The following is a 20456-nucleotide window of genomic DNA, read 5'->3' as shown; positions in this document are numbered from 1 at the left end:
AAATATAATATGAAAATGAAAGAATTATTCGACCGTGGTGAATTTGTAGTTTCTGCAGAAGTAGGACCGCCAAAAGGGATCCATGTAGATGAACTGGTAGAAGAAGCCAAAACTTATCTCAAAGGCGTTCATGCAGTCAATGTAACAGATAACCAGTCTTCGGTTATGCGTCTTGGATCTCTTGCAATGTGTAAAGTTCTCAAAGACGCCGGAATGGATCCGATCTTCCAGCTTGCATGCCGTGACAGAAACCGTATCGCACTGGAGTCTGATCTTTTAAGTGCTGCTATGCTTGGTATTGAGAACATCCTCTGTCTGACAGGTGACCATACGAAGATGGGTGATCATCCGCAGGCAAAACCGGTATTCGATCTTGATTCTGTATCTCTTCTTCATACAGTACAGCTTCTCGAGTCCGGTGTAGATCTTGGAGGAAACCAGCTGGTTGGTGAGCCTCCGAAATTCTCCAAGGGTGCCGTTGTATCTCCATGCAGCGATTCCGTTGACGCTCAGCTTGCAAAGATGGAAAGAAAGGTTGCTGCAGGTGCAGACTACTTCCAGACACAGGCTGTATTTGAGCCGGAGAAATTCATCAAATTTATGGAAAAAGCAAAACAGTTCGGAAAACCTGTACAGGTTGGTATCATCATTCCGAAATCTGCCGGAATGGCTAAGTTCATGAACAACAACGTAGCCGGCATCCATGTTCCGGATGAGATGATCGAGGAGCTGAAAGCAGACAAAGAGAAAACAAAAGCCGGTATCACTGGTGTTGAGATCGCTGCACGTATCATCAAAGAGTGCAAGCCATACTGCCAGGGTGTACATATCATGGCACTTGGATGGGAGTCCAAGATCCCGGCACTTCTGGAGCAGGCTGAGATCTGATCAGAATGATTGCTTTATAAAAAATAACCAGAAAAGCTGTCCGGAACCGGATGCAGGAGATGCACACCGACCGGGCAGCTTTTGTGTAAGAAAATGCTTCTCTATACGGAAAAACTCTTCGGGAAGCCTGCGTGATCCACAGCGGAAGAATTCTAGCTTAAGAGGTAAAGAGACGATGGAAAGTATTATTATCGGGATCGCCGGAGGATCAGGTTCCGGCAAATCTACATTTACAAACAGACTGAAGAAGCATTTCGGAGACGATGTGGTGGTGATCTATCATGATAATTACTACCGCAGACAGGACGGAATTCCTTTTGAAGAACGTGTGAAGGTGAATTACGATCACCCGGATTCACTGGAAACCGATCTTCTGGTCGAGCATCTCAAAGAACTCAAGGAGGGCAAAACCATCCAATGTCCGGTATACGATTACAGTCAGCACAACCGCTCCGACAAAGTGCTGAAGATCGAACCAAGACCGGTCATTCTGGTAGAGGGAATCCTGCTTCTTGCAGATCCCCGTATCCGAGATCTTCTGGATATCAAGGTTTATGTGGAAGCAGATGCAGATGAGAGGATCTTAAGACGAATCTCCAGAGATGTGGAGGAACGTGGACGGGATTTAAACGGAATCATCGATCAGTATCTTACCACAGTAAAACCGATGCATTATCTGTACGTGGAGCCTACACGGGCGAAAGCAGATATTGTGATCAACAGCGGTAAAAATAATGTGGCCTTTGATCTGTTTGTGTCAAAGATCGGGCAGCTGCTGAAAGAACTGAAAAAATAATAAGTAAAATAAAAAAAAGCATGTCATATTTTAGGACAGAGCGGATCAAGTTATATTCGTCTGGCTGTGTATGACATGCTTTTTTGAGCGGTTCAGGTGAAGCTGCCTGTATTCACACGCTCTGTATAAATTTTTCCACATAATATAAAGCTGCACCAATGGCAGGTGTATACTGTCCGTGGGTACCGACCAGAATCTGATCTTTATCCAGGGTAAAGGGTGCGCCTGTGTTGATGTGTTCCAGCAGATAAGTGATGTCTTCTTCCGTAAAATAAGGTGCCAGATATCCGCTGATGATGATCGGCGCATCGATGATCAGGTTCAGGTTTTTCATGGCAAAGGCCAGATGGTTCAGGTAATCTTCCCAGTGCTCAGCAAGCCGGGGAGATTTTTTTTCGCGGAGCAGCGGAAAAAATTCCTTCACAGGCATCCCCGCAGACTGTTCCAGAGCATTGGCAGAGCAGTAGGTCTCCAGACAGCCACGGTTTCCACAGTAACATAAAGGACCGTCCGGGTTCACGCACATATGCTCAAGTGTTCCGCTGTGCATGGAGCTTCCCTGATGGATCTGATGGTTGGTGATAATGGCACCGCCCAGGTTTCGGTTCAGAAGGAACACGACAGCACTGTCAAGCTCCGGGTGATTCCACAGCTCCAGAAAAGCGGCGGATTTGGAATCGTGTTCCAGATGGCAGGGGTAAGGAAGATGCCGGGAAAAATCCTCCAGCTTCATGCCGGTATTGTTCATGATGTTTCCATAGATCACAGTGGAATTATCCGGAGAAGTGATCCCCTGTGTGGCGATGGAAACGCCCAGGATCTTTTCTTCCGGATAGTGATTCTCTGCGATGAATTCCCGTATTTTATTGGTCAGCTGTCTGTAATACTCTTCTGTGTTGGAATAGGGAAGAGCAATGGTTTCTGTATAAAAAGCATTTCCATATAAGTCGATGGCTGTGATATGGAACATGTTTTTCAGGATCCCGATGCCAATGGAAATCCGAAAATCCGAGGCGATCTGGATGGCCTGTGCCTTCCTTCCGCCTGTGGAATCAAAATATCCGTTTCTGTCAATAAGCCCTTCTTTTTCCAGCAGGTTCAGGTTCTGGCTTACTGTGGAAAGCCCCATCTGAAGATTCTGGACGATCTGCATTTTGGAAGTCTGGTGTGTTTGGTATATATATTGGTAAACCTTGGAACGGTTTATTTTCTTTAAATTGATGGTGGTTAATCCTTTTTCACTCATGAGATTCTCCTGATAAAAGTAATTATAGATATGTTTAAGTCTTAAATGTATTTTAGTATAAATCTGCGGGAAATGCAATGCAGGAGCGCCTGAGTAAAAGTAAACAAAAATATAAGAGGAAAATTAGGTGTTTTGTCAATGGATTTTTTAAAAAAATAGTTTTATACTCTACTTATAGTTAAGACATAAGCATAAGTGAAAGGCGTAAATAATAACAAAATAGAAGAAAACAGGGAGGTCCAAGATTATGAAATTAACAAGAGAAGGAATCAAAGAATGTGAAGCATGGAAGAAAGCAGGCATCGATCTTCCGGGATACGATGTAGAGGCTGTGACTGAGAAAGCGAAAAAAGAGCCAGGCTGGGTACATTTCGGAATCGGAAATATCTTCCGTGTATTTATCGGCGGTATTGCAGATGGTCTTCTGGAAGAGGGAGTTCTTGACAGAGGTATCACATGTGTAGAGACCTTTGATTATGACGTAGTAGATAAGATTTACGCGCCATATGACAACCTTGGCTTAAATGTCATCCTTCATGGTGATGGGACCCGTGAGTACAAAGTTCTTGGGGCACTTGCAGAAGCAGTGAAAGCACAGTCCTCTGATGCAGTACAGTGGAATCGCCTGAAGGAGATCTTCACAGCTAAGTCCCTGCAGCTGGTTTCCTTCACTATTACAGAGAAGGGCTATGCACTTCAGAAAGCAGACGGAACATGGTTCCCGTTTGTGGAAGCAGATATTAAAAACGGACCGGATAAGGCAACCGGAGCAATGGCAGTTCTTGTGGCTATGCTGAATGAGAGATATAAAGCAGGAAAATATCCGATCGCTCTGGTATCTATGGATAACTGCTCACAGAACGGCGCCAAGCTTCGTGAGTCCGTGCTGACTATGACAGAGGAATGGCATAAAGCAGGCTTTGTAGATGATGGCTTTGTAGATTATGTAACGGATGAGAAGGTGGTTGCATTCCCGTGGACCATGATCGACAAGATCACACCTCGTCCAAGCGAGCAGATTGCAGCAGACCTTGAGAAGCTTGGCGTTGAAGACATGCAGCCGGTGATCACAGGAAAGAAGACATACATAGCACCATTTGTTAATGCTGAGAAGCCACAGTATCTTGTTATCGAGGACAGCTTCCCTAACGGACGCCCTGCTCTGGAAAAAGGCTTCGGCGTATACATGGCGGACAGAAATACCGTCAATCTTTCCGAGAGAATGAAAGTAACCGTATGCCTGAATCCTGTACATTCCGCAACCGGCCCTCTTGGTGTGGTACTTGGATATGATCTCTTTGCACACATGCTGAACACCAACGAAGATATGATGAAAATGGCCCGTATGGTTGCTTATGACGAGGGACTTCCGGTAGTTGCAGATCCAGGAATCCTTTCCCCGCAGGCATTTGTGGATGAGCTTTTTAATGACCGTTTCCCGAATGAGTATCTTGGAGATACCAACCTTCGTCTGGCTGTAGATGTGTCCCAGATGGTAGGTATCCGTTTCGGTGAGACTGTAAAAGCATATGTGAAGAAATTTGGAGATGCTTCCAGACTGACAGCAATCCCGCTGGGAATCGCAGGCTGGCTGAGATACATGCTGGCTGTAGATGACGAAGGAAACAAATTTGAGCTTGCACCGGACCCGATGAATGAGGAGCTCACAGAGCAGCTTGGCGATATCGTGATCGGAAAACCGGAAACCTTCAAGGATCAGCTGAAGCCAATCCTTTCCAATGAGAGACTGTTCTTCACAGACCTTTATAAAGATGGTGTCGGAGAGAAGATCGAGGATATGTTCCGTGAGATGATCGCAGGACCCGGAGCTGTAAAGGCAACTATTCATAAATATGTAAAATAAAACCATGGTTACGAAAATAGCTTATGTAAGTAGTGAATAAAGAGAAATGAGGTAAATGAAAAGATGACAGAACCGGTATTTGCGGCAGATCCGGCAAGACTGTTGATCGCGGCAGCGGCAGGAATTTTATTATTATTGTTACTTATCATAAAATTTAAGATCCATCCGGTGTTATCTCTGCTGATCGCTGCACTGGTTATCGGGCTTGGTGCCGGAATGCCGGTTCCAACGCTGGTAAGCACTGTGGAAAACGGCGCAGGAGAAACTTTACAGGGAATCATACTCCTGATCGGACTGGGCTCTCTGTTCGGTGGGATATTGGAAGTGTCCGGCGGCGCACAGTGCGTTGCCCAGACACTGATAAACAAATTCGGTGAGAAAAAAGCGGGGATCGCTCTTGGAATTACAGGACTTGTGGTAGGAACCACGGTATTCTTTGAGGCAGGCGTTGTGATCCTGATTCCTCTGGCATTCGGACTTGCGAAGAAAACAAAGAAATCTACTTTATATTATGTAATCCCGCTTCTTGCGGGCCTTGCTACCGGTTTTGCATTCATTCCGCCATCAGCAGGATCTGTTCTGGTGGCAAATATGCTGAATGTGGATCTTGGAGTGCTGATCGCGGTAGGTGTGCCGGTAGGTATTTTATCCCTGATCTTTGCGGGAATCTTATGGTCCAAATTTATCGGCAAAAAGATCAACACAGGGCTGCCCTCCAATATCTAGGAGGTACGTGAGGAGGAAGAAGCCAATCTTCCGAAATTTTCTACAGTATTATGTATCATTCTTGTTCCGCTGGTACTGATCCTGTGCAATACAGTTTCTGAATATATTCCGGGACTTGATGTGGTCCGTCCGGTTCTGCAGTTTCTGGGAACACCTTTTGTGGCACTGATCATAGCAGTATTGCTTGCCATGTATTTCCTCGGAAAGAAGCAGGGCTATAATGGAGAGCAGCTTAAGAAGATCCTGGATCGTTCTCTGAAGCCTACCGGACAGATTCTTCTGGTCATCACTGGGGGAGGTATCATCCGCTGGGTTCTTCAGGACTGCGGTATGGGAAACATTATAGGACCAGCCCTGGAAAAAAGCGGACTTCCGCTGGTACTGGTTGCCTTCCTTATTGCAGCTCTGATCCGTGCATCGGTTGGTGCGGCAGTCGTGGCTATGACAATGGCAGCAGGAATTATGGCCGCTATGCCCGGAGTTGCAGACCTGTCACCGGTTTATCTGGCAGCAATGGTCTGTGCCATCAACGGCGGTGCAACGGCATTCAGCCATGTAAATGATTCCGGATTCTGGCTGGTAGGTTCTCTTCTGGAGATTGATGAAAAAACAACTCTGAAATCCTGGACAATGATGGAAACCATTGTAGGAGTAACAGGTCTGGTTTGCGCTGTTGTGATCAGCCTGTTTGCATAGGAGAGTGGACAAAAATGATAGTAAAAGTAATTTTAGGGACAATGCAGAATGCAAGAAAGCTGGTAAGTATTGCAGAATCCATCCCATGTGATGTAGAATTATGTTATGGCCGTTATGTTGTAAACGCGAAGTCTATACTTGGTGTCTTAAGTATGCCTGAGTTTGACGAGGGAGAGTTTCATGTCCATACAGATAATGAGAAAGAATGCGAGAAGATCCTTTTTCAGCTGCTTGATCAGAACCTTATTGTGGACACAGGAGATGCTGTGAAAAGATCCATCTATGATATCACAACCTTTGGTGAGATCCTGATCGATTTTACATCTCAGGATATCAACGAGGACGGACAGATGCTGTATGCCAGAAATCCGGGCGGTGCACCAGCCAATGTTGCAGTTGCAGCCAGCAGACTGGGAGCTCATACTGCATTTATCGGTAAAGCAGGAAAAGATATGCACGGAAAGTTCCTGAAATCTGTTCTTGAGAAAGAAAACGTGGATACCAAGGGTATGCTCCTGGACGAAAATTATTTTACTACACTGGCTTTTGTGGAAGTCAGCGAGACTGGAGAGAGGACTTTCTCTTTTGCAAGAAAACCGGGAGCGGATACGAAGATCCAGAAGGAAGAAGTGGATGTGGATGTGCTGGATCATACCCATATTTTTCATGTTGGATCCCTGTCCCTGGCGGATCAGCCTGCAAGAGATACCACGTTTTATTCGGTAAAAAGAGCGAAAAACAAGGGCAGCGTGATTTCTTACGATCCCAATTACCGTGCATCTCTGTGGCCGGATGAAGCGACCGCGAAGAGGCATATGAGAAGTCTGGTACCCTATGTGGATCTCATGAAGATTTCAGATGAGGAAACGGAGCTTCTGACAGATCATAAGGATGTCCGGGAAGCAGCGAAGATACTGTATGACCAGGGCGTGAAAGTTGTGGCAGTTACTCTTGGCGGCGAAGGAGCATATCTTTACGGCAAGGATGGCGGCTGTATGGTGCCGGGATTTTCAGTGAAACAGATCGCAGACACGAACGGAGCCGGAGATTCTTTCTGGGGTGGTTTCCTGTATAAAATCAGCACATCCGAAAAGCAGCTGGACGAGCTGACGCAGGAGGATCTGAAAGAATTTGCCTGTTTCGGTAATGCAGTGGCCAGTCTCTGCGTGGAGAAAAAAGGTGCGATCCCGGCCATGCCGGAGCTTGCACAGGTGGAACGCAGAATTGCAGAGTGATCGTATTCATAAAACTGTAGCAGAGTTGAGTCTAAATTGCGAAGCGATTGTGTTTATGAGCATGTCAGATTTGTGAAAGGATGGGGTTTTGAAATGAATTTAAAAGATCAGATGAACGGAGTTCAGCACGTAGGTGTGCCAACCAATGACATTGAGACAACCATTAAATTTTATGAAGCACTGGGATTTAAGATCGCTTTCCAGACGGTGAACGAGGCTGCCAATGAGAAGGTTGCTTTCCTGAAGCTTGGAAATCTTGTGATCGAGACTTACGAGAACAAAGCAGCAAAAATGGAATCCGGCGCCATTGACCATGTTGCCATTGATGTGAAGGATGTGGAGAAAGTCCACGAGCTGGTAACAGCAGCCGGACTGAATACCACCAATGATGAAGTCCATTTCCTGCCGTTCTGGGAGAATGGTGTGAAGTTCTTTACTATTGAGGGACCGAATAAGGAGAAAGTGGAGTTTAGCCAGTACTTATAAAAAAATAGAAAACGTAAAAGGAACGTCGGATATGAAACATAAACCATGAAATGATTTTGTTTCGTATCCGACGTGTTTTTATTTGAAAGTTTTGAAAAATTGTAATAGATTATTCATTGATGTTAGTAGATAAAAATTATATAATATTTATAATTATAACTGTCGGACGCAAGGGCATAACGAAAGTGGATTGCGGACGGGAAGGAGAGTGGGATGTATCCTCATTTTAAAATTGGAGGACATGAATTTTCAACATACTGGATGATCTTTTTAGTGGGAATCATTCTGATGTTTGGTTTTAACTGTTTTCGTGGAAAAAAGCAGAAGAAAAAAACGGGAACAGTCTTTGCCATGACTTTGTTTTTTATTCTCGTAAGCCTGGCGGGGGCCAAGATTCTGTATTATCTTGAAAATATTTCCGTGCTTATGACCAGAGGAATCCGGTTGAATGGAGTATCCTTTTTTGGTGCGGTATTTCTTGCACCGTTGGGAGGACTTCTGGCTACAAAGATAACCGGAGAAAAATGGCGGGATCTTATGGATTTTTATACACCATCACTGGTGCTGATGCTGGCTGTACTCAGAGTTGGATGCTATGTTTCCGGATGCTGCGGAGGAATTTCTGTAACTCTTGGAGGAATCTACATTTCTGTATTTCCAGCACAGCTGACAGAATGTGCAGGAGATCTTCTGATTCTGGCAGGACTCCTTCTGTATGAAAAATACTGGGACAGGACAGGACGGCTGTATCCGTTTTTTATGGTTTATTACGGCTGCCTGAGATTTTTGCTGGAGTTTGTCCGTGATACATCAAAAAATCTTCTGGGAATGTCGCATGGGCAGTGGTTTTCAGTGATAGCTGTAATCATTGGAGGATGGCTTTTGCAAAGATTTGGAAAAAATGATAAAAAGGAGGAAATTTACCGGAAAAAGAAAAATAAAAAAAGAAAACGATGAAAAGGAAAAATGAAAGGAGAATGAGTGAATGAAAAAGATAATAAGCATTGTATTATCTGTAATTCTGATATTTACAACAGGAATTTCTGCATTTGCGGCAGATATTTCTGATAATGATGCGTATGTCAGCGAACAAGACGCAGGAGAATTTTTTGATGATCAGTTCTCAGATGCACCGGAACCTGGAGACGGAGATGGAAACACTTCCGAGGAGTTTGGAGACATCGGTGATCTGGATGGAGACCTGACTCCTGATGAGGTTGTACCGGAAGAAACCGTGACACCGGAAGTAACTGCAATACCGGAAGAAACTGTGACACCGGAAGTAACTGTAACACCTGAGATTACTTCTGAAGCAGAAGTAACAGAAACTCCGGAAGAAGAAAGTGAAGAACAGGTTCCGGAAGAAACAGAAGAACTTACACAGCCAGAGGACGGGGACGCTCTCATGATGGAAAATACAGATTCAGAAGCAGAAGAACTTTCAGAGCAGGAATTTTCTGACGGAAATGAGGATGCTGCTTCTGCTGGAGCCAAATCCGGGACTTGTGGTGATAAGGCAGGGTGGAATCTGAAAGGTACAGTTCTTACGATCACAGGTTCAGGCGCCATGACAGATTACGGAATAGGCGGCTGTGATGAAAATAGACCACCCTGGTATGATTACAGAGAAAGCATTACAAAAGTTGTAATTGGTACCAAGATCACGACTGTTGGAGCATATTCTTTCTGGGAATTCAGAAATATCAGAAGTATTGCTCTCGGAAATAATCTGACCGGTGTTGGCAGATGTGCATTTGACTACTGCTCCAATCTGCAGAGTGTTACTGTTGGCGGAAAGATCAAAAGTCTTGGAGATTACTCTTTTAAGGATTGCTCCAATCTTTCGAAAGTTACACTTGGAAAATACATTAAGACAATAGGGGCGGGAGCATTTCAGAATTGCTCTAATCTTCGAAGAATAACAATTCCGGGAGCTGTCACCAGCATTGGCGATGAAGCTTTTTCAGGGGATATGAATCTGACAGCTGCTGTGATCGGGAATGGAGTCAGAACTCTGGGGGCCAAAGCTTTTCGTGACTGTACGAATCTTACCACTCTGACTTATGGAAAAAATATCAGGACCATTGGTGAGTATGCGTTTGCAGGCTGTATTTCCTTGAAATCCATTGGACTTTCCGTAACTACAACCAGTGTAGGAAATCATGCTTTTGAGGGATGTACCGGACTTGTGAGAGCTACTGTTACAGGTGCCTGCACAGTAGGAGACAGTGCATTTAGAGATTGTACGTCTCTTCAGAAAGTTGGTATTGGCACAAAAGTAAAAAGTATTGGAAGCGAAGCTTTCCGTAATTGTGCGAATCTTACAGGCATTACATTACCGGATTCTGTGAAATCCGTAGGGGACAGTGCATTTCGGGATGACAAAGCTCTGAAAACCGCAGCCATCAAAAACGGTGTCCAGAGTATTGGAAAACATGCTTTTCGCGGCTGTGAAAAACTCAGCAGCCTTACCATGGGAAGTGGTCTGAAAACAATTGGAGAAAGTGCTTTCGAAGATTGTATCTCACTTACTACAGTAAAGATTCCGGGAAATGTTATAGAAATCCAATATGGTGCTTTCCGTGGAGATACAAAAATAAAGAGTCTTTCTTTGGGAAGCAAACTTCTGACAATCGGAGGAGAAGCATTTAAAAACTGTACTTCCCTTACTTATGTTGGGATTCCGTCCAGGGTTAAATCCGTTGGTAACGGAGCATTCAGCAACTGTACATCTATAACTTCTCTGAGGATTGGAAAATCCTGTACAAGCATTGGAGAGTATGCATTTGATGGCAATACAGCATTGAAGAGTATTTATTTTGGAGAGCATGTAAATAATATTGGAAGATATGCATTTCGCAATGATGTATCATTAAAAACGCTTGCTTTTAATGACAATCTTCTGACTGTTGGAGAGTATGGTTTTGAAGGCTGTACATCTTTAACTTCTGTACGGTTTGGAAGTCATGTTACCAATATTTATTACAAAGCATTTGTTGACTGCAGTGCATTGCGTAGTGTGACCATGCATTCGAGAACCGTATCTTTTGAAAACGAAGCATTCCCTACAGGATTTCAGCTTACTTTCAATGGGTATAAGGATTCTACAACACAGCAGTATGCAGAGTCCCATGCCAATAAGTTTGTTATGGTAGCCAGCAAAAATCTGAACTCTAAAGCATTTACACTCAAAACCAAATCGTATACCTGGACTGGTGGATTTATCACACCGGCAGTGACAAATACGAATGGAATGCTCCTGAATGTAGATTATAAGATCGATTATGATTATGAGACAAATGCAGGAACCCATACTTTGGAAGTATATGGGATCAATGATTATAAAGGAAGTGCATTCCTGAAATACACAGTTACCAGAGCAAAACAGACACTGACAGGTCCTTCAACCATCAAAAAGAAAGTTGGTTCCAAGGCGTTCAAAGTAGGTGTGAAACGTAAAAAAGGTGATGGAAGACTTACCTACTCTTCAAGCAATATCAGGATTGCAACAGTCAGCAAGACAGGTGTTGTTACAGTGAAAAAAGCAGGAAAAGCTGTGATTACAGTAAAAGCTTCCGCAACCAGGAACTGTACCAGCGCAGTGAAAAAAATAAAGGTCATAGTATCCAAAAAATAAAATAACAGTGATATACTTGCCTGAATCCCGGAATGAGTCTACAATGGGATTCAGGCAATTTTTATGTTTGTATGTTATACAGCAGAATTTTATACAGGAAAGAACAGGTACGATGAAAATACATTACAGAATTAAAAACGATACAGCAGAAATCATCCGCTGTTACGGTACCGATAACCGGATCGTGATCCCGGCAGAAATTCAAGGGTTTCCGGTAGTCAGTGCGGCGCCGTATGCGTTTTCCGCACACAAGGATGGAGAAGAAGATGCAGAAACCTGGGAGAGCGAAGATGTAATTTCGTTCGGGGAAGAGAGACTTCTTGCCGGGGAGGAAGTGCAGGAGATCGTTTTTCCCGATACGCTGAAGGAAATCGGAAGATATATTTTTTATGGATGCAAAAAACTGGAACGGCTGGAATTTTCGGATACCTTGATGCTGGTGGGAACCGGGGCGTTTACGGGATGCAGCGGGCTGAAGGAGCTTGTGATCCATCAGAAAAAGGGAATCAAATCCTGCGCGAAGGAGATTCTTGGGGAGTTATGGCAGAAGATCGATGTGGATTTTCTGTATGAAAATGGTGAGGCAGGTGGAAAACGTGCGCATATGGTTTTTCCGGAGCATTACGATGAGGCGGTGGAGAACACGCCTGCGAGAATTTTGTTTACGGAGTATCATGGCTCAGGGACCAATTACCGGCAATGCTTCTACAGCAAAGAACTGGATTTCGCAGAGTATGACAGCCTGTTTGATATGGCAGTGGTAATGGATAAGCTGGAGGTTCTGGTTGATATGAGCTTTGGGCGGCTTCGTTATCCGTGGCAGCTCAGTGAAAAGGCGAAGAAGCAGTATGAGGATTATATCCGGGGAAATCTTAAGGATATCGGGGAATTTCTGGTGGAAAGCGGAAGCTTAAATGGTCTGGAGCTGCTTTCCCGGGAAAAACTCTGGAACAGAGAGGGCCTGGAACACAGTATTGATGTGGCGTCCAGGAAGAAGGACATGGGGATTTCGGCATTTCTGATGAATGAACGCAGCCGGATGCTGAAGGAAGAGCAGAAGGTGGCCGGGGAGACAGAAAATGAGAGGTGCCCTGTTAAAAGGAGAAAGAAGTTTCAGTTATGAGTGATATAGAAACAACTGAAAACAATAAAAATAACTTCCTGCCCGGTCAGGGATCCAATTCCCAGGAAGCAGCCCAGCGTCTCCAGGACATCGGCAGCAGCATCCTCCGGGCGGCAAGAGACGAGCTGTATCTTGGCATGCGTTTTCTGGATGTGGCGCTGAGCAGCTTTATTTATCAGATGGATGGTTCGGTCAGTCCGTTTGGAACAGACGGGGCTGTGATGTACTTCCATCCGGCACAGCTTGGCGGGCTTTATAAAGAAAACAGGATTCTTGTGAATCGAGGATATCTTCATATGGTATTTCACTGCATTTTCCGGCACTTTGGGAAGCCGGGAATAGAGAAGCGTTTGTGGAATTTAAGCTGCGATATTGCAGTGGAGCATATGATCGACGGGATCTACCACCGCTCAGTCCGATATTCCAGAAGTCTTCTCCGGAGGGAAACCTACCGTCTTCTGGAAAAGGAAAAGAAGACGCTGAATGCAGAGAGAATCTACAAGATTCTGAAAGAAGAATTTCTGAAGGAAAAAGAACTGGCGCGGCTGGAAAAAGAGTTCTACGTGGACGACCATAAATACTGGGCAAACCAGCAGCCCGACCGGAAACCCAATCCCCTGATGAGCAAAAAATGGGGAGATATCAGCGATGGGATCGAAACAGACCTTGGGACTTTTTCCAGAGAGTCAGGAGAGCAGGACGGAGATTTTCTGGACCAGCTGAAAATAGAGAACCGGGAACGATATGATTATCGGAAATTTCTGCGGAAGTTTGCAGTATTTCGGGAAGAACTGACTGTAGATCCGGACAGCTTTGATTATAATTTTTATACCTACGGGCTTTCCCTTTACGGGAATATGCCGCTGATCGAACCCCTGGAAACCAGAGAAGTGAAAAAAGTTTCGGAATTTGTCATTGTGATCGATACCTCCATGTCCTGTTCAGGAGAACTGGTACAGAGATTTCTGGAGGAAACCTATGGGATCTTAAGCGACAGCGGGAATTTTTTCCAGAAGGTAAATATACACATTATCCAGTGTGATGAGAAGGTGCATTCGGATGTAAAGATCACCGGTGCAGAGGAATTGCAGGAGTATATGAACAGCCTGGAACTTTACGGTGATGGAGGTACAGATTTCCGTCCGGCTTTTGCTTATGTGGAAGAGCTGATGGAAAAACGTGAGTTTGAAAATCTTAAGGGCCTGGTGTATTTTACAGACGGATACGGGATTTTTCCGGCAAAGATGCCGCCATACCGGACAGCATTTGTATTTATGGAGCAGGAGCCTGAGGATGTGGATATCCCGGCCTGGGCCATGAAGCTGGTGATCACGGAGGAAGAATTGTAAACAATTATGTCCATATCTTATGTCATGAATCTGATATTTTAATCTTTTATTTTGTATATTGCTATCTGCATATCAGTTATAGTGTAGAAAATAGGTAACAACAGACAATGTTACGGAAAATATACAGAACAGGAGATTGTATGGCATGAGATATGGGTATTTTGATGAAGAAAAAAAGGAATATGTGATTACCAGGCCGGATACACCTGCTCCGTGGGTGAATTATTTGGGATCGCCGGAATACGGAGCAATCGTTTCCAATAATGCAGGGGGATACAGCTTTGCAAAATCCGGGGCGAACGGCAGAATCCTGAGATATATTTTTAATCAGTTTGATCAGCCGGGAAGATATATTTATCTCAGGGATAATGACACAAAAGATTATTGGTCAGCATCCTGGCAGCCGGTTGGCAAAGATCTCAGTGAGTATAAAAGTGAATGTCATCATGGCACAGCCTATACTAAAATGATGGCAGATTACAGCGAGATACATTCAGAGGTGAGATACTATGTACCGCTTGGGCAGTCCTACGAGGTATGGAATCTGAAAGTTACCAACTGCTCAGACAGAAAACGTGAGATCAGTGTGACTGGATATGCAGAGTTTACAAATAACAGCAATTATGAACAGGATCAGGTGAATCTGCAGTATTCCCAGTATATTACAAGAACAGTATTCTGTGGAGATCGTGTACGTCAGATGATCCATGCGAATCTGGACGGCCTTAAGGATGGGGAAGAGGTTGATAACAAGAACGTGTTCAACCGATTCTTCGGCCTGGCTGGAGAGAAGGTTTCTTCCTGGTGTGGTGACAGGGAAAAATTCCTTGGAAGATATCACGGATACAACAATCCGGCAGGGGTTGAAGCTGGTGTATTATGTAATGAGGGAAATTATAATGAAAACAGCTGTGGAGCTCTTTCAGCTGTAATTACTCTGGAACCGGGAGAAAGTCGGGAAATGGCTTTTCTGGCAGGAATGAAGGAGGATAATGAAGCAGCGGAGATTATAGCACATTATGCAGACTGTGAAAAAACATGCGCGGTGGAGCTTGAAGAACTGATCAGTTACTGGCACGGACAGCTTGCACATTTTCAGATCAGAACACCAAGTCCGGAATTCGATACCATGATCAATACATGGAACGCATATAACTGTTTTATGACATTTATCTGGTCACGTGCAGCATCTTTTACTTATTGCGGACTTCGTAACGGATATGGATACCGTGATACTGTACAGGATATCCAGGGTGTGATCCATCTTGCACCCAAAATGGCACTGGATAAGATCCGTTTCATGTTGTCAGCACAGGTAGATAACGGCGGCGGTCTTCCACTTGTGAAATTCACACATAATCCGGGACATGAGGATACACCGGATGATGCGTCCTATGTACAGGAAACCGGTCATCCGGCATACCGCGCAGATGATGCACTCTGGCTGTTCCCTACTGTATACAAATATATTTCAGAGACAGGAAATTTTGCATTCATCGATGAAGTGATCCCGTTTGCAAACAAGGATGAAGGAACTGTATACGAGCATCTGAAAAGAGCTATAGACTTCTCCATGAACCATCTTGGCAGACATGGAATGCCGGCCGGACTTTATGCAGACTGGAATGATTGTCTGAGACTTGGAAAGGATGGGGAATCTACTTTCGTTGCATTACAGTTCTATTATGCAATGACTATCCTGAAAGAGTTTGCAAAGTACAAAAAAGATGAAAAATATATAAAATACCTGGAAGAAAAACAAGAGCAGCTTGGAAAATTGATCCAGGAACTCTGTTGGAATGAAGATCGTTTTATCCGTGGGTTTACGGAGCGGGGAGAGGTTATCGGAAAGAGAACTGACCCGGAGGCAAATATGTGGCTGAATCCACAGAGCTGGGCTGTGATCAGCGGCCTTGCAACAGAGCGGCAGGCTGATCTGGCTCTTCAAATGGTTTATGAAAGATTGAATACAGAATACGGTGCAATCCTTATGGATCCTCCATATCATGCAAATGCTTTCGACGGAGCACTTGCGGTTATCTACAATGCAGGAACAAAGGAAAATGCGGGAATCTTTTCACAGTCACAGGGATGGCTCATTCTGGCAGAATCACTTTGCGGACATGGTGAGCGTGCATTTAATTATTTCCTGGAGAATGCTCCGGCAGCGCAGAATGACAGGGCTGAGATCAGACAGCTGGAGCCATACTGCTATGGACAGTTTACAGAAGGAAAAGCAAGCCCGAATTTCGGACGATCTCATGTGCACTGGCTGACAGGAACAGCATCTACTGTGATGGTAGGATGTGTAGAGGGAATTCTTGGCATGCGTCCGGATTTCTATGGCTTACGTATAGCACCATCGATTCCAAAAGAATGGGAGAAGTTTGAGATAAGCAAGGATTTCCGTGGATGTCATCTCCATATCACTGTGAAGAATCCGGGACATGTGGAAGCCGGATGTAAAAAACTCTATGTAAATGGAGAAGAACTTCCGGGTAATTATATTCCGCAGGAGAAACTTACCGGTGAGACAGAAATTGAATTCTATATGTCATGACATAATGGATATAAATTGCGAGGAGATCACATTTATGAATACAAAGTAAAATGGAATATAAATACCGTTTTATTTTGGCAGGAAGGAGATCACAGAATGAAATATATAAAATTTCAGGATAAAAATGGAAGTTTTTCCATAGAAAATCCGGAGAATTACAGCGGTTTATATATACCTCTGGCCGGAGAAAACGGATTGAAATCCGCGATCACCCCTTCTCTGGGAGGAGACAGCAAACTGGATCAGAATCATTTTCTGCTGGAACCGGTAAGCATTGAGAATCTTCATAATAATCGAAACACCAGAAATTTCTGGTGCAAGATAAAAGGAAAAGGTTACTGGTCAGCATGCGGAGTTTCGGCAGAACAGGAATTTCAGAAATATACTGATAAACAGGATAAAAGCAGCCTGGAAGCCGGATTTATGTGGCAGAAGCTGCACAGAACTTCTGAGAAATACGGACTTCAGTCAGAGATTTTGTCTTTTGTGACAGTGAAAGGTGATGCGGAGGTCCATCTTGTAAAGATTACCAATATTGAAGAGGAAGAACAGGAGATCACACCGGTTGCTGTAATACCTGTATATGGAAGAAGTGCAGACAATCTCAGAGATCACAGGCATGTGACTTCCCTTTTGCACAGGATAAGAACAACGGAGTACGGTGTTGAAGTAAAACCGGTGCTTTCTTTTGATGAAAGAGGTCATCAGAAGAATAATACTGCATATTTTGTATATGGATCTGAAGGCGAGGGAACGGAACCGGAAAGCTTTTATCCTGATGTGGAAATGTTTATCGGAGAAGGCGGTTCTTTCCTGATTCCGGAGGTGGTCAGAGAAGAGAAAAAAGGTGTTCCGGCAGGAACAGAAATTGAAGGAAAGGAAGCTGTCGGTGGTATTCGTTTTGCATCCAGGGTTCTGAGACCACATGAAACAGCTGTATATGTTGTGACAGCGGGAATATCTGAAAAAAATCAGCTGCCGGAGGAGACTGCACGGTTTTACAGAACTGAAAAACAGGTTGCAAGAGAATTTGAATATGTAAAAAAACACTGGACAGAAAAAGTGAATGTTTCTTTTGAGACAGGTGATGAGGACAGAGATAATTATCTGAAATGGATCTGTTTCCAGCCGATATTAAGAAGAATTTACGGTTGTTCATTCCTCCCGTATCATGATTATGGAAAAGGTGGAAGAGGCTGGCGTGATCTCTGGCAGGACTGTCTGGCACTTCTGATCATGGATCCTTCTGTTGTACGTCAGATGATCGTCGATAATTACGGTGGAGTACGCATCGATGGAACCAATGCCACGATCATCGGAAACAGACAGGGTGAATTTATCGCAGACCGCAACAACATTGCCCGCGTGTGGATGGATCATGCTTTCTGGCCATTTGTGACAACGCAGCTTTATATGGATCAGACCGGGGATATGAATGTCCTTTTTGAGAAGATTCCATATTTCAAGGATCTTCAGACAAAAAGAGGAACTGCGCATGATGAAAAATGGAGCAGTGCCTATGGAGAAAATCAGAAAACAGAATCCGGTGAGATTTATTACGGAACGGTTCTGGAACACATTTTGCTGGAAAATCTCTGTGCTTTTTATGATGTAGGAGAGCACAACGAGATGAAACTTCACGGGGCAGACTGGAACGATGCCATGGATATGGCATGGGAAAATGGTGAGAGTGTGGCATTTACCTGTGCATATGCTGGAAATATGAAGAACATCGCAGAATATCTGAGAAAACTTCAGGAAAAGGAAATGTTTGACAGGATTGAAGTTGCGGAAGAAATGGAAATCCTGTTTACCGGAGACCGTGAGCTTTATGAAAGCCCGGAGAAAAAGCAGCAGCTTCTGAGACAGTACACAGAAAAATGTGCACATGATATCAGCGGAAATACTATTGTGATTCGTCTGGATCAGCTTAGCCGGAATCTGGATGAAAAGGCAGACTGGATGATGGAAAACATCCGCAGAAGAGAATGGGTAAAAGACGGAGAAAACGGCTGGTTCAACGGATATTATGATGATCATAAACGTCCTGTGGAAAGGGCAGAAAACAGCCAGGTACGTATGATGCTTACCAGTCAGGTATTTGCGATCATGAGTAAAACCGCACAGAAAGATCAGATTGAGTCTATCTGTAAAAGTGCGGATAAATATCTTTTTGACCGTCAGGCAGGAGGATATCGCCTGAATACCAATTTCCATGAAGAAAAATTTGATCTGGGAAGAATGTTCGGGTTTGCTTATGGAGAAAAGGAAAACGGAGCGGTATTTTCCCATATGGCTGTTATGTATGGCAATGCACTGTATAAAAACGGCTATGCAAAAGAAGGACATAAGGTTCTGGAAACGCTTCTGGACGCTGCCATGGATTTTGAGAACAGCAGGATGTATCCTGGAATTCCGGAATATTTTGATAATCAGGGAAGAGGATTGTATGCATATCTTACCGGTGCTGCAAGCTGGTATATGCTGACTATGATCACAGAGGTATTTGGCGTCAGAGGAGATCTTGGAGATCTGGTGATCGCGCCGGCACTGATGCCGGAGCAGTATAATGAGAATGGACAGGCATCTCTTACTATGGAATTTGCCGGAAGAAAGCTGGAGATCTGTATCTGCAATCCGGAGAAAAAACTTCCTTCAGAATATAAAATAAAAACAGTATGGTGCGATGAAAAGGAAATGAAAAACAAACAGAGTACCTGTGTACGTATAGATCGGGAACTGCTCGAAAAGCTTTCTGTAAAAGAAACACACAGGATCAAAGTGGAACTGATGTAACAGAAATCGGTTATACATAATTGTTAAATTACAGAAACAGAAGTATCAATAGGAAAACGGCATCCCACAGTTGTAAAAAGCTGCGGGATGTCGTTTTTGATGCTGATAAAAAATATCAGCCATAATAATAAGGATGTTTACCATATGGATTTGTAATATTTGTCACGGTACTTCTTTGGGGTAAGGCCGGTGAAGTTTTCAAAGATCTGGATAAAATGACTCTGTGAAGAGAAATTCAGATAATTGGCGATATCAACTACTGCTTTATCAGAGTATCGGAGCAGGTGAGTGGCTTTTTCGATTTTTTTCTCGCGGATGTAATCACTTATGGATACTCCAAGATTCTGTTTGAATACTCTGGACAGATAACTGGGAGAGAGTCCGGTATGTTCTGACAGATCCTGAATGGTGATACGCTCCTTAATGTGACCGTAAATATAGTCCACGCATTGCATGACCGGTCTGGAAAGAATAGAGCTTTTTTTCTGGAGGATCATTTTTCCGGTAAAATCTCTGGCCATAATATGATGCAGATCTGCAATCTGGCGTACAGTGGTGCAGGAATCCATTTTCAGAATGTAAAAATCGCTGAGACGATATGCCTGTTCAGGCTCCAGTCCACCGTCAATACAGTAACGGGTGAGCATGGCAGTAGTGACAACGAAATGATACTTCAGGTTGGTCAGAGAATTTTTGGAGAGGATACCGGTTCCCCTCAGATGAAGAAAAGAGTCTTCCTCGCAGTTTTTGTTTACAGCCTCCATATCACCGGCTCTTACGGCATTGTAAAAAGAATATTCCACAGAGGGAGAGCGATGAAGAGCTTCCAGTTCTGTATCTTCCAGTTCATTAGTAATCCAGTCTTGGGAAATGGACATATTGATATCCTCCTTATATGTTGATGTTTAAGGAATGTATTGGTTTCTTATATTATGACATGAATCTGACATTTTGTTAAGATTAATAACTCAAACTTCCCACACCAATAAGGTGTGCTGAACCTTGAAAATCCAATATTTCAGCCAATAAAAAAGGCATAAATACAATCCTTTGG

13 protein-coding genes and 1 pseudogene are annotated in these 20456 nt (G+C 43.9%); 12 read left to right on the top strand and 2 right to left on the bottom strand.

Annotated elements, in window-relative coordinates; genetic code table 11:
* Nucleotides 1-9 precede the first annotated feature (9 nt).
* Nucleotides 10-888 carry a methylenetetrahydrofolate reductase gene (locus tag ACTNDQ_RS09180; protein WP_015526188.1) on the top strand — a complete coding sequence of 293 codons (879 nt, stop codon included), beginning with the start codon at nucleotides 10-12 and terminating at the stop codon, nucleotides 886-888.
* A 175-nt stretch (nucleotides 889-1063) separates the two neighbouring features.
* A complete protein-coding gene (udk, locus tag ACTNDQ_RS09175; protein WP_021976352.1) occupies nucleotides 1064-1684 on the top strand; it encodes a uridine kinase in 621 nt (206 codons plus the stop codon).
* A gap of 112 nt (nucleotides 1685-1796) precedes the next feature.
* On the opposite strand, the gene ACTNDQ_RS09170 is transcribed toward udk, so the two are convergent.
* Nucleotides 1797-2930 (bottom strand): ROK family transcriptional regulator, encoded by a 1134-nt coding sequence (locus ACTNDQ_RS09170; protein ID WP_441064432.1) that lies wholly within the window; start codon nucleotides 2928-2930, stop codon nucleotides 1797-1799.
* A 247-nt stretch (nucleotides 2931-3177) separates the two neighbouring features.
* On the opposite strand from ACTNDQ_RS09170, the gene ACTNDQ_RS09165 reads away from it, so the two are divergent.
* The 10 genes and pseudogenes from ACTNDQ_RS09165 (at nucleotide 3178) to ACTNDQ_RS09120 (ending at nucleotide 19402) form a co-directional block, all read left to right on the top strand.
* Nucleotides 3178-4794, top strand: coding sequence for a mannitol dehydrogenase family protein (locus ACTNDQ_RS09165; RefSeq protein WP_441064431.1), 1617 nt, complete (start codon nucleotides 3178-3180; stop codon nucleotides 4792-4794).
* A 63-nt stretch (nucleotides 4795-4857) separates the two neighbouring features.
* Nucleotides 4858-6216, top strand: a pseudogene (locus tag ACTNDQ_RS09160) (GntP family permease).
* 278 nt (nucleotides 6217-6494) lie between these two features.
* Entirely contained in the window at nucleotides 6495-7451 is a 957-nt protein-coding gene (locus ACTNDQ_RS09155; RefSeq protein ID WP_441064448.1) for a carbohydrate kinase family protein, read from the top strand.
* Nucleotides 7452-7544: 93 nt separating this feature from the next.
* Nucleotides 7545-7937, top strand: a complete 393-nt coding sequence (locus ACTNDQ_RS09150) for a VOC family protein (protein ID WP_015526181.1) — start codon at nucleotides 7545-7547, stop codon at nucleotides 7935-7937.
* 213 nt (nucleotides 7938-8150) lie between these two features.
* Nucleotides 8151-8894, top strand: coding sequence for a prolipoprotein diacylglyceryl transferase (locus ACTNDQ_RS09145; protein ID WP_279198644.1), 744 nt, complete (start codon nucleotides 8151-8153; stop codon nucleotides 8892-8894).
* Nucleotides 8895-8922: 28 nt separating this feature from the next.
* Nucleotides 8923-11574 (top strand): leucine-rich repeat protein, encoded by a 2652-nt coding sequence (locus ACTNDQ_RS09140; protein WP_441064430.1) that lies wholly within the window; start codon nucleotides 8923-8925, stop codon nucleotides 11572-11574.
* A 112-nt stretch (nucleotides 11575-11686) separates the two neighbouring features.
* Entirely contained in the window at nucleotides 11687-12697 is a 1011-nt protein-coding gene (locus ACTNDQ_RS09135; RefSeq protein ID WP_441064429.1) for a leucine-rich repeat protein, read from the top strand.
* Nucleotides 12694-14046, top strand: a complete 1353-nt coding sequence (locus ACTNDQ_RS09130; RefSeq protein WP_441064428.1) for a vWA domain-containing protein — start codon at nucleotides 12694-12696, stop codon at nucleotides 14044-14046. The genes ACTNDQ_RS09135 and ACTNDQ_RS09130 overlap by 4 nt, the downstream gene beginning before the upstream one ends.
* 145 nt (nucleotides 14047-14191) lie before the next feature.
* Nucleotides 14192-16606 (top strand): GH36-type glycosyl hydrolase domain-containing protein, encoded by a 2415-nt coding sequence (locus tag ACTNDQ_RS09125; RefSeq protein WP_441064427.1) that lies wholly within the window; start codon nucleotides 14192-14194, stop codon nucleotides 16604-16606.
* 96 nt (nucleotides 16607-16702) lie between these two features.
* Entirely contained in the window at nucleotides 16703-19402 is a 2700-nt protein-coding gene (locus ACTNDQ_RS09120) for a GH36-type glycosyl hydrolase domain-containing protein (protein WP_279198648.1), read from the top strand.
* A 137-nt stretch (nucleotides 19403-19539) separates the two neighbouring features.
* Here ACTNDQ_RS09120 and ACTNDQ_RS09115 read toward each other — a convergent pair whose 3' ends face one another.
* A complete protein-coding gene (locus tag ACTNDQ_RS09115; RefSeq protein WP_278797073.1) occupies nucleotides 19540-20280 on the bottom strand; it encodes a helix-turn-helix domain-containing protein in 741 nt (246 codons plus the stop codon).
* Nucleotides 20281-20456 lie beyond the last annotated feature (176 nt).

This window comes from Blautia massiliensis (ex Liu et al. 2021) (assembly GCF_052064225.1).
In the GTDB taxonomy this organism is placed as follows: domain Bacteria; phylum Bacillota; class Clostridia; order Lachnospirales; family Lachnospiraceae; genus Blautia_A; species Blautia_A fusiformis.
Note: the sequence above shows the minus strand (reverse complement) of the source record. Positions and strands in the feature narration are given on the sequence as shown.